This is a genomic window from Pelomicrobium sp. (assembly GCF_036803785.1).
GTDB lineage: Bacteria > Pseudomonadota > Gammaproteobacteria > Burkholderiales > UBA6910 > Pelomicrobium.
Window position 1 is genome coordinate 1 of the sequence record NZ_DAIRTR010000117.1, and the last position, 9,422, is coordinate 9,422.

Genomic DNA, 9,422 nt, shown 5'->3' on the forward strand with positions numbered 1-9,422 from the left:
GAATCAAGGTTGGCAAGGACGGAGCTCTTGTCGCCGAAGTCCTCACCGCAACGGGGTTCGCGGCGCTGCTCGGCCGCAGCGACGAGATCTCTGCCATCCAGATCGAAAACGTCAGCCTGAATGCCGCCGCCCTGGAGCGGCTCGAAGCCTGGAACCGACCCCTCGCCGCCAACGCCGGCACGGCCCTGGAAAGGATCACAGCCCGCCAGGTGCGGGTGGTGGGGGCGGGAATGGAACTCCCACCTTTCGATGCCGAGCTGTCCCTGGCCTCCGACGGCACGGTACGGCACATCGCCGTTCGGGCGGTGGATGGGAGCCTGAGTGGCGCGCTCGTGCCTTCGGGCACAGGCCTCAAGATCCAGGTCCAGGGCCAAATCTGGAAAGCGCCCTTCGGCCTACCCCTCGTGTTCGAGAACCTGCAGGTCAAGGCCAATGCGGCGCCTGGTCGGCTGCAAGTGGAGCAGTTCGACGCCTTGCTCTATGGTGGCCGCGTGATGGGCAGCGGCAGCCTCACTTGGGATGGCCTCTGGACGGCCCAGGGCGAGGCCGAATTGGTGAGTGTGGACCTCGCCGCCCTTTTCTCCGCCTACCTGGGCGATGCCCCGATCACCGGCACCCTCAAATCCCGGATGCAGCTCGAGCTCGCGGGGCGGAGCCTGCAAAGCCTATTTGAAGCCCCTCGCCTCAGGGGCGAGTTCGTCGTAGAGCGAGGTGCGCTCACCGGCGTGGATCTCTCCCAAGCCCTGCGGGGCGGCAGCGCCGGGTCCTCTCGGGGTGAAACCGCCTTTCAACAACTCACCGGTTCCATGGTCCTTGCGGGCCACCGGTACGAATTCCGCAATCTGAGTCTCGCTGCCGGCATCCTGAGTGCGAGCGGCACGCTGGAAGTGGCTCCCGACCGCTCCCTTTCGGGGGGCGCTCAAGTGGAGATCCGCTCGGAAACCAATCCGCTACGCGGCTACCTCGCCGTGAAAGGCAGCGTGACCCAACCGCTCGCCCGGCCCTAGAGCGTCACGCTCGGGTTGAGGCTATAGCGTCCGGTCAGGGTCGCTTTTCCCAGGACGTGCCCTTCAATCGCCCGTCGCACGTCCGGCCCTCGGAAGATCCCCTCCACCGGGCAGCGAGGTATGTCCAGGGCATACAGGGTGAAGACGTAGTGGTGGACCCGGGTGTCGTTCCATGGGGGGCACGGGCCGTCGTAGCCGAAGTACTGCCCCTCCATGTCCTTGTCGCCAGCGAACCAGGCCGTGTAGTCATTCAATCCCTGGCGCGTTCCCCGCGGCCCTTCCGGGCCCTTCTTGCCCCGGGGCGTCACCCCATCGGAGAACTCGCCCTTGGCGATGGGCGCTTCGTCCGGCTTCAGATCGACCAACACCCAGTGGTAGAAATCCACCCGGGGTAGATCGGCCGGGATCACGCGCCCCTCCTTGTTCACGTCGTCGGGTTTAGAGGGAACATCGTAGTCGTGACAGATGAGCACCAGGGAGCGCGTGCCTGCAGGCAAATCGCTCCAGGCAAGGTCGGGATTTCTGTTGCCGCCGAGCCTCACACGGCTCGCCGGGTCGGGTACGCAAAAAGCGCATTCGGCGGGGATCTTCTGCTGATCGGCAAAGCTTTGGCTGCTGAGCTTCACGGCATCCTCCTCCCGTTCAGGTGACTTGCGGCACCAAGTCGTATTTAAACGTGGGGTCTCCCACCTCGTCAACGAGGAGAGATTGCGTGGTGATCAGCGGCACGGGCTCCGCCAGCAGCCGGCGCACGAAGTTGGGAAGCGCAAGCCCGGCACGGTAGACCGCGCCGTTCATGTACTGCAAGTCTTGCAGCTTTCGCTCGGCGATTCTCTTTTCCACCTCGGCCTCGGAGAGGGCGAGGGGGTCCACGGTCGAGGAGGCAGTCGCCATGCCCCACCAGGCGCAATAGATCGGCACGTACACCAGGTAAGGCCGCACCAGGGGAAAGACCGCCTTCAGCGTCGCCACGATACGCTGGTACGCCCTGGGGCGCGTGATCGGAGATTCCACGTGCAGGGTCAACACCCCGCCGGGATTCAGGACGCGCTTGCAGGACTCGTAGAACTCCCGGGTGTAGAGCTGCACCGAGGGCCCCAGCGGGTCGGTGAGGTCGAGGGCCACCAGGTCGAAGCGCTCGTCCGTGCGCTCGACGAAGGCCTTGCCATCGCCGATCATCACACTCAGGCGTGGATCATCGAAGGCGCCGCGATGGATCTTTTCCAGGTATTGCTTGGACGCCTCTACTACGCCCCGGTCGAGTTCCGCCATCACTACCCGTTGCATGGTGGGGTATTTGAGCAGCTCCTCCGAGGAGCCCCCATCGCCACCACCGATGACCAGGGCAGAGGTGGGCCCGGGATGGGCGAGAGCGCCCACGTGCACCAGACTCTCGTGGTAGAAGAACTCGTCGCGCTCGGTGGTCATCATGACCTTGTCGAGCAGCAACATGCGCCCGAACATGGGCGTGTCCACCACTTCCAGGTCCTGGTACTCGGTGCGGAAACGAGTGAGGGTCTCGGTCACCCGCACCGCACACCCGTAATCAGGATTGAGCAGCTCGATGTGGAACCGCTCCGCGGTCGGCTTGGTCATGGCGTGTTGGCAGGCTGCGGCCCTACTCGCGCTCCACTGAGCGCACGTGGGGCTCGTCCGGGCGGAACGTGTCTAGCAGCGCATTGAACAGCTTGTGCGCCTTGTGGCGATTGTCGCTCGTGTAGTTACACACGAACACATCCACCGTGACGTAGCGCTTTTCGGGCCAGGTATGGACGGAGAGATGGGATTCGGCGAGCACCACCATGCCGGTGACGCCGCCGTCGGTGCCAAACTGGTGGAAATAATCGCCAACCGGGGTCAGGCCGGCTTCCGCCACCAACCTCAAGCAGTGCTCCCGCAGCAGATCGGCGCTGAAGAAGTACCGATCCTCCCCTTTGCAACCGTACAGGTCGCCGAGCAGATGCAAGCCTTTCGGTCTTGGCTCCGGCTCGAGCGCCTTTGCTGCTGCAAGCCCCATAGCACCCTCCTTCAGTACACAAGTAGAACCGTTTCACGGGCGCAGGCGACGCCTTTGCCCCCCCATGGAACAGCTTTACCCGCCTCCCGTAAGGTGGTTGGCAGCAAAGCGGAAAGCGGAGCATTTTAGCAAAATCGCGCGGGGATTCAATAGAAGCGGAGGCGCCTCAGCGCTCCCCTTGCGCCGCAACGCGGAGCCAGAAGGTGACTGGGCCATCGTTTACCAGATGGACTTGCATGGCGGCGCCGAAGCAGCCAGCGGCCACCCAGGGATGGAGCGCTCGAGCGCGGGCGAGCAAGTAGCCAAACAGCCGCTCCCCCTGCGCCGGCGGCGCGGCAGGCGTGAAGCTCGCCCGGGTGCCCTTGCGGGTATCCGCCGCCAGGGTGAACTGAGGCACCAGCAGGAGCCCGCCGCCCAAGTCGGCGAGGCTGCGGTTCATGCGCCCTTGCTCGTCCGCAAACACCCGGAAGCCGAGCAAGCGCTCGAGCAACCGGTCGGCCTGGGCTTCGGCATCGCCTCGCTCCACGGCGACGAACACCACGAGCCCCGGGCCGATCTCGCCCATGGTCTGTCCGCCCACCACCACGCGGGCCATGCTCACCCGCTGCAGCAACCCGATCATCTTTCGGGCTCCGGCACAGAGGCTTTCCCTGCTCAGCCCTCACCAGCCGGAGGCCATGCGGCGCGGGCTCCAGCGTTCGACCGCCATCTTTATCTTTTCCGTCGCCCCTTCTCCTAGGGTCTGTGCCGCTCGCTCCCGGATCTGCGCTGCTGTGTCCCGTTCCTCCTGCGGTAGAAAGAGCTGAGTGAGGGCGAGCGACGCCCAGAAATAGGCTTCCCGCATGTCCACCGGCGCACCGTCCGAGGCGTAGACCTCGGCAAGCCGAACCTGAGCCTGGCCGTGGCCCTGCTCTGCCGCGCGCAGCAGCCACTTCACCGCAGCTTCCACGTCGGTCTGTGTTCCCTTGCCTTCCAGGTGCATCATGCCAGCAGCATACTGGGCCTCGGGCACCCCGAGCTTGAACCAGTTGCGAGCGAGCCATGGCCGACCCGCCCTCTGGAACAGCTTGAGCGCCCTGCCTGGATCGGGCGCGATGCCCGCTCGCCCGTCCCGGAGGATCAACCCGAGCTCGTAGGCAGCAAGCACGTTGCCCAGGCTGACCGCTTTTTCCAGCCGTTCGAGCGTCTCTTGCGGCGTCGCCGCGGCAAGCGCCCACCGGAGCTGTTCTTCAAGGGGTTGCTGTGCCAGCGCCCAAGAGGCACAGAGCAGCGCTGCGATCGTGAGCAAAAGCCTGCGGGTCATGAGCTCCTCCTTCGGGAAAGCCACAGAACGGTACAGCGGGCGAGCCTGCCGGATTCGACCGCCGCCAGGCAGCCCCGTTCAGCCCAGCGCCCACACGCCGCTGGCGCCGCCATCGCCCATGGATTTACCATGAGGGGCAAGAATGCTTGTCCCTGCGCCCCATGCTCATCGCCCAAGTCAGCGACTTGCACGTAGGCCGCCCGGGAGAACGCGTGGGCGGCCGGGTGGATACGGCCGATTGCCTGCGCCGCTGTGTCGCCCGGCTCAACCGGCTCACGCCGCGGCCGGACCTGGTGGCGCTGACCGGGGACCTGGTGAATGCGGGCCACCCGGAGGAGTACCGGCACCTGCGCTCCCTGCTCGAGCCCTTGGAGTCCCGCTGGGTGCTCATTCCCGGAAACCACGACGACCGCAGCGCGCTGCGGGCCGTATTTAAGGATCACGCCTATCTGGGGCAGGATCCCGATTTCATCCAGTACGTCATCGACGACTTCCCGGTGCGGCTGGTGTTCGCCGACACCCTAGAACCGGGACGGGAAGAGGGGCGCCTGGATGAGACCCGTCTCGCCTGGCTGGAAGCACGCTTTGAGGAGGCCCCCAATACGCCCACCCTGCTCTTCATGCACCATCCCCCCTTCGCCAGCGGGTTGGACGCCATGGACCAGACGCGCTGCACGGGGGCGGAAGCGCTGGCGGCACTGCTGCAACGCCATCCCCAGGTGGAGCGGGTGTGCTGCGGGCACCTGCATCGCCCGGTCTTCGTGCGCTGGGCGGGCACGAGCGGTTGCGTCGCCCCGAGCTGCGCCCACCAGCTCGCCCTGGACCTGCGGCCCGGGGCGTCGACGGGCTTCGTGCTGGAACCGCCGGGCTTCTTGCTGCACCTGTGGCGCCCTGGCGTGGGGCTTGTGACCCACCTCTGCCTGGTGGACCCCTTCCCCGGACCTTTTCGCGCCTACGGTCCGTGATCGATCCTTTGGCCCCAGCTTTTCTTGGCGAAAGTGCTGGGGGAACAGGGGAGACGGCGTCCAGGCGCTTTGGCGCGCCCGCTAGTGGTCCTCGAGACGGGTGAAGGTATCCTCGGCCGGCTCCCCCGTCTCCGGCTCGATCCAACCCGAGATCCCCAGCTCGGCCTCCACCTCTTCCAGGCTCTCGGGCGTCTCCATGTCCGCGTCGGCGTTGTATTCCATGTCCCGGATGGCTTCCAGCAGCGTGGGAAACGGGCCGAACACTTCCTCCGTTTCCTTGTCCTGCCAGTAAAAGCCGTCCGGGCGCTCGATGATGCGGGTCTTGTCGTAATCCGGCGGGGTTTCGGGGATCGGCGCCTTCATGGGATCCTCCTCGACCTGTTTTGGGGCGAGTACCGTTATCAAAGCACCAGCGCCGCTCAATTGCAACCCTGATCCATGCTGCGCCGCCGCTCAAGCCGCGCGGCGAGGGCCCGCGCGTCCCGGGGTGCGGCGCCTGCGTCCGTGTTATCGAAATAGACGTGCACCGTCCGGCCCTCCGCGAGCCAAGCGCCGATGTGCGCCGCCCAAGCGTCGAGCGCCTGGGGCGCGTAGCGCGACGCGTAGGTGCGAGGGTGACCATGTAGCCGCACATAGACAAGGTCAGCCGTCACCGCTTCCCACATGGGCCAGTCGGCGGCATCCGACAGGCAGTTGGCTACTCGGTGGCGTGCCAAAAGCGCCGCCACATCGTCTCGAAACCACGAGGCATGGCGGAACTCCACCGCGTGTCGTGCCTCAGGCCAGCGGTCGATAGCCACCAGAAAATGTTCCAGCCTCCGTGCCTCCCAGGGCAGGGAGGAGGGTAACTGCCACAACACCACGGAGAGCTTGGGTCCGAGGGGGCGCACGTTGTGGCGCTGGCGCTGCAGGGACTCGAGGGGGAAGGCGAGCCGTTTCACGTGGGTGAGATAGCGGTGCGCCTTGACGCAGAAGCGGAATCCCTCCGGTGTCTGGTCTCGCCACGCGGCATATGTGGCCGGGCGGATCTCGTGGTAGAAGGAAGCATTCACCTCCACCGCGCCAAAGCACCGGGCGTAGTGGGCGAGCCATGCTCGCCGGGGTACGCCCCGGTAGAACCCCGAGGCCCAAGCGGCGTAGTTCCACCCGCTCGTGCCCACGTAGAGCCGTCCCCTCACTGCGCCTGCCCCTGCGGCAGTCGGGAATCCGCCGTCTGGAGCAGTCCGTGTGCCGTGCCCGCGGCCCGCAGCCGAGCGCATTGCCCGGGCGTGAGCTCTCGATTCTCGGGCGCGGTTTGGTCCCGCATGAGATTGCCGGGCACATCCACGTGTTCGCCGCTGTCCATAAGTACGTGGACAAGCTCGTGGGCCAGGGCGATCCCCGGGTCCCGTATCCCTTCAGTGATCCACACCGTGTCCTGCAGCTCCGGTCGTCCCCGACTGTTGGCGCGGCCGATTGCCTCGGCATCGAACGCGATCCGCTGGCGGGTGTCGCGGACGAAATAGACCGTGGGCTTGGGATAGGGAAGTCGTCGGGCGAGCTCCCGCGAGACGGGCACGTGAAAGTCCTGGTAGCGCTCCGGCACTTCGACCTGGTGCAGGGGGATTCTCGGGATCACCACGCTGCACTGGGCCAGGACAGCGGCGGCGGTCTCGGCGGCTTCGGCAATGCGTGCCAAGCTCCAGCGGTTTCCCGTCAGATGCACGAAGGTGGGCTGCAGGACCAGGATCGGCTCGCGGCTCGCGGGCCGGATCTCGGGAGAGCGGGGATAGAGCATGGCGCTGCCCAGCAAGCGGGGCTCGTCCCCACCTTCCGAGGCGGTCCCTGCGGGGCAGAGAGCAATCGTCAAGCCAACCGAAGCGATGGCGAGTGCGATCCGGCCGGGATGGGCGCGCGCGCGATTCATGTGCGGTCAATATACCGGTGTCGCATAGCGAAAAGCGCAATGACGGAAAGCATCGACTGTGCAGTGGTCGGCGCGGGCGTTGTCGGCTTGGCGGTCGCTCGGGCCTCGCCCTGGCGGGCCGGGAGGTCCTGGTGTTGGAGGCAGCCAGCACCGTTGGCAACCAGACGAACGCACGCAGCTCGGAAGTCATCCACGCGGGCATATTATCCGCCCGGCAGCCTCAAGGCGAAGCTCTGCGTGGACGGCAGGCAGAAGCTCCATCGCTTCTGCGCCGAACGCGGGGCGTCCACCGCCGCCTCGGCCAGCTGATCGTCGCCACCCGGACCTCGGAGCCGGAGACCCTGGAGCGCTATCGCGCCAACACTTCGGAGAATGGCGTGCGGGACCTAGAATGGCTGGACGCACGAGAGGCGGCGCGCCTGGAGCCCGCGGTGCGCTGTGTCGCTGCCCTCCATTGCCCGTCCACCGGTATCCTGGACAGCCACGCCTCCATGCAGGTCCTGCAGGGCAAAACCGAGCGCCACGGCGCAGTGATCGTCTCGCGCAGCGCGGTGCGCTCGGGTCGCGCCTCGCCCTCGGGCATCGTGCTGGCCGTGGAAAGTGGCGGCGAGGCGGTAACGCTCCCATGCCGGGGGGCGTGAACTGCGCGGGGCTCACGGCGTCCCGGATCGCATGCCCCATCGAGGGCATGCCGATCGAGCTCGTACCGCAGGAACACTGTGCCCACGGGCATTAACTTCGTCTTGAAAGGGCGCTCCCCCCTTTGGACGCCTCGTCTGTCCGGTGCCGGAGCCGGAAAGGCTAGGCGTGCCCGTGAGCCTTGGACCTGGGCCGGCCAGGCGCACCTCGGCCCCGACGTGGAGGGGGCCGAGGCGATCGACTATGGTTTCGGCGCGAGCCATGTCCGGCGCTTCTACGAAGCCATTCGCCGCTACGACCCGGTGCTGCTGGAAGGCGCCCTCCTGCCTGGCTACACCGGAATTCGGCCCAGGATCGCGGGCCCCGGAGAAGGGGCAGCGGATTTCCTTATCCAGGGCCCCGAGACCCATGGCGTGCCAGGGCTCATTCACCTGTTCGGCATCGACTCGCCTGGGCTCACGGCTTCCCTGGCCATTGCCGAGCGAGTGGCGGCCGCCGATCGCCCAGTAACGCACGGGCTCAATAGCCCACGCTTCCGCCCGTCACGTCTACGGTCACGTGGGGCCGCCCAAAGAGGACCGCAACGGCGCGCGCTAGCTCGCGGGCCCAGGCCGAGTTGCGCTTGAACTCCTCGGGACCGGCCGACTTGGCAAGGAACAGCACCTTGTCCGCGGCCAAGGCCTTGCCCACCGGATTGAAGCCCTCATCGCCCCCTTTGGCGAGCTGCGTATCGAGCCAGCGGTGGGCGGCTTCCGCCGTCAGCCCTGCCGTCTCTGCTTCATGGACGCGAAAGCGGTATTCCTCGCCCTCGCCGAAACGCACCGTGACGCTCTGGATCATGGCCGTGTCCGCCTCCTCGGGGGAATTCTAGCCTGGAGCGATCCAGTTTGCCTCAGGCGCTGTCTTCGGTGAGTTCCCGCAGGCGGTGGATCGCCTGCTCCGCGGCGCGTCGCCCCGCCGCCATGGCCTCCTCCCCCCGGTGGAACTCCATGAGCCCGATATGGGCTAACCGTGGGGTGATCATCAGGTCGGCGGGCTCTCCCGCCAAGCGGCTGCGGGTGATGCGCACCTGCATGATGTTGATGCTGGAGGCGATCACCTCCAGCATGGACGGGCCGGCTTCGGGGCTATCGGCGGGTATGATGTTGCGGGCGGTCAAACTGTCCCGGATGCGCTGAAGCCAGGAATCCGGCTCGGCCTTGGTGGCAGCGCCGGGCCGTGACCGCCGCAGATGCCGTCCCAGGAGGTCGGCGTTCAGATCCACCGCGATTACGATATCCGCCCCCATGGCCCGGCACAGGGAGACGGGCACCGGGTTCACTAGGCCTCCGTCCACCAGGATGCGGCCGTCGCGCTGCACCGGCGTGAACAGCCCCGGCAGGGCGATGGAGGCCCGCACCGCCTCCATCACCCGGCCCTCTCGCAACCACACCTCGTTGCCGGTTTCCAGGTCGGTGGCCACCGCCCCGTAGGCCCGGGGCAGATCCGCGATGTCGGCATCGGCGAAAGTCGTACGGAAAAACTCCACCAGCCGCTCCCCCTTGATCAGCCCGCCCGCCAGGCTCACGTCCAGAAAGCCCACCAC

Annotated in this window: 14 protein-coding genes; 4 read left to right on the top strand and 10 right to left on the bottom strand. The window is 66.7% G+C overall.

What is annotated here, in order from left to right; translation table 11 throughout:
- On the top strand, positions 1-1,007 hold a 1,007-nt coding region (locus V7Q81_RS12390; RefSeq protein ID WP_333843762.1), incomplete at its 5' end, for a hypothetical protein.
- On the opposite strand, the gene V7Q81_RS12395 is transcribed toward V7Q81_RS12390, so the two are convergent.
- The 5 genes from V7Q81_RS12395 to V7Q81_RS12415 all read right to left on the bottom strand — a co-directional run bounded on the left by V7Q81_RS12395 (position 1,004) and on the right by V7Q81_RS12415 (position 4,327).
- Positions 1,004-1,633, bottom strand: a complete 630-nt coding sequence (locus V7Q81_RS12395; protein ID WP_333843764.1) for a YbhB/YbcL family Raf kinase inhibitor-like protein — start codon at positions 1,631-1,633, stop codon at positions 1,004-1,006. The genes V7Q81_RS12390 and V7Q81_RS12395 overlap by 4 nt on opposite strands.
- A 16-nt stretch (positions 1,634-1,649) precedes the next feature.
- Positions 1,650-2,603 (bottom strand): polyamine aminopropyltransferase, encoded by a 954-nt coding sequence (gene speE, locus V7Q81_RS12400; protein ID WP_333843766.1) that lies wholly within the window; start codon positions 2,601-2,603, stop codon positions 1,650-1,652.
- A 22-nt stretch (positions 2,604-2,625) separates the two neighbouring features.
- On the bottom strand, positions 2,626-3,024 hold the full coding sequence (speD, locus tag V7Q81_RS12405; protein WP_333843768.1) for an adenosylmethionine decarboxylase: 399 nt from the start codon (positions 3,022-3,024) through the stop codon (positions 2,626-2,628).
- Between the two features lie 166 nt (positions 3,025-3,190).
- Positions 3,191-3,646: a D-aminoacyl-tRNA deacylase gene (dtd, locus tag V7Q81_RS12410; protein WP_333843769.1), complete on the bottom strand. Its 456-nt coding sequence runs from the start codon at positions 3,644-3,646 to the stop codon at positions 3,191-3,193.
- A gap of 39 nt (positions 3,647-3,685) precedes the next feature.
- The gene (locus V7Q81_RS12415) at positions 3,686-4,327 is read right to left on the bottom strand and encodes a tetratricopeptide repeat protein (RefSeq protein WP_333843770.1); all 642 of its coding nucleotides are present in this window, start codon (positions 4,325-4,327) and stop codon (positions 3,686-3,688) included.
- Positions 4,328-4,488: 161 nt separating this feature from the next.
- Here V7Q81_RS12415 and V7Q81_RS12420 point away from each other — a divergent pair, with 161 nt between their 5' ends.
- A complete protein-coding gene (locus tag V7Q81_RS12420) occupies positions 4,489-5,292 on the top strand; it encodes a phosphodiesterase (protein WP_333843771.1) in 804 nt (267 codons plus the stop codon).
- 81 nt (positions 5,293-5,373) lie between these two features.
- Here V7Q81_RS12420 and V7Q81_RS12425 read toward each other — a convergent pair whose 3' ends face one another.
- Genes V7Q81_RS12425 through V7Q81_RS12435 form a run of 3 tightly spaced genes read right to left on the bottom strand, consistent with a single transcriptional unit; the run spans position 5,374 to position 7,198 of the window.
- Positions 5,374-5,655, bottom strand: coding sequence for a hypothetical protein (locus V7Q81_RS12425; RefSeq protein ID WP_333843773.1), 282 nt, complete (start codon positions 5,653-5,655; stop codon positions 5,374-5,376).
- A 56-nt stretch (positions 5,656-5,711) separates the two neighbouring features.
- Positions 5,712-6,470: a DUF72 domain-containing protein gene (locus V7Q81_RS12430; RefSeq protein ID WP_333843775.1), complete on the bottom strand. Its 759-nt coding sequence runs from the start codon at positions 6,468-6,470 to the stop codon at positions 5,712-5,714.
- The gene (locus V7Q81_RS12435; RefSeq protein ID WP_333843777.1) at positions 6,467-7,198 is read right to left on the bottom strand and encodes a hypothetical protein; all 732 of its coding nucleotides are present in this window, start codon (positions 7,196-7,198) and stop codon (positions 6,467-6,469) included. The genes V7Q81_RS12430 and V7Q81_RS12435 overlap by 4 nt, the downstream gene beginning before the upstream one ends.
- A gap of 17 nt (positions 7,199-7,215) precedes the next feature.
- On the opposite strand from V7Q81_RS12435, the gene V7Q81_RS12440 reads away from it, so the two are divergent.
- Positions 7,216-7,839: an FAD-dependent oxidoreductase gene (locus V7Q81_RS12440; RefSeq protein ID WP_333843779.1), complete on the top strand. Its 624-nt coding sequence runs from the start codon at positions 7,216-7,218 to the stop codon at positions 7,837-7,839.
- Between the two features lie 216 nt (positions 7,840-8,055).
- Positions 8,056-8,463, top strand: a complete 408-nt coding sequence (locus V7Q81_RS12445; protein ID WP_333843785.1) for an FAD-dependent oxidoreductase — start codon at positions 8,056-8,058, stop codon at positions 8,461-8,463.
- Here V7Q81_RS12445 and V7Q81_RS12450 read toward each other — a convergent pair.
- Positions 8,357-8,677, bottom strand: a complete 321-nt coding sequence (locus tag V7Q81_RS12450; RefSeq protein ID WP_333843782.1) for a hypothetical protein — start codon at positions 8,675-8,677, stop codon at positions 8,357-8,359. The two genes, V7Q81_RS12445 and V7Q81_RS12450, sit on opposite strands and share 107 nt — an antisense overlap.
- A 52-nt stretch (positions 8,678-8,729) precedes the next feature.
- Positions 8,730-9,422 (bottom strand): patatin-like phospholipase family protein (locus V7Q81_RS12455; protein WP_333843784.1); only part of this gene is annotated, 693 nt, incomplete at its 5' end.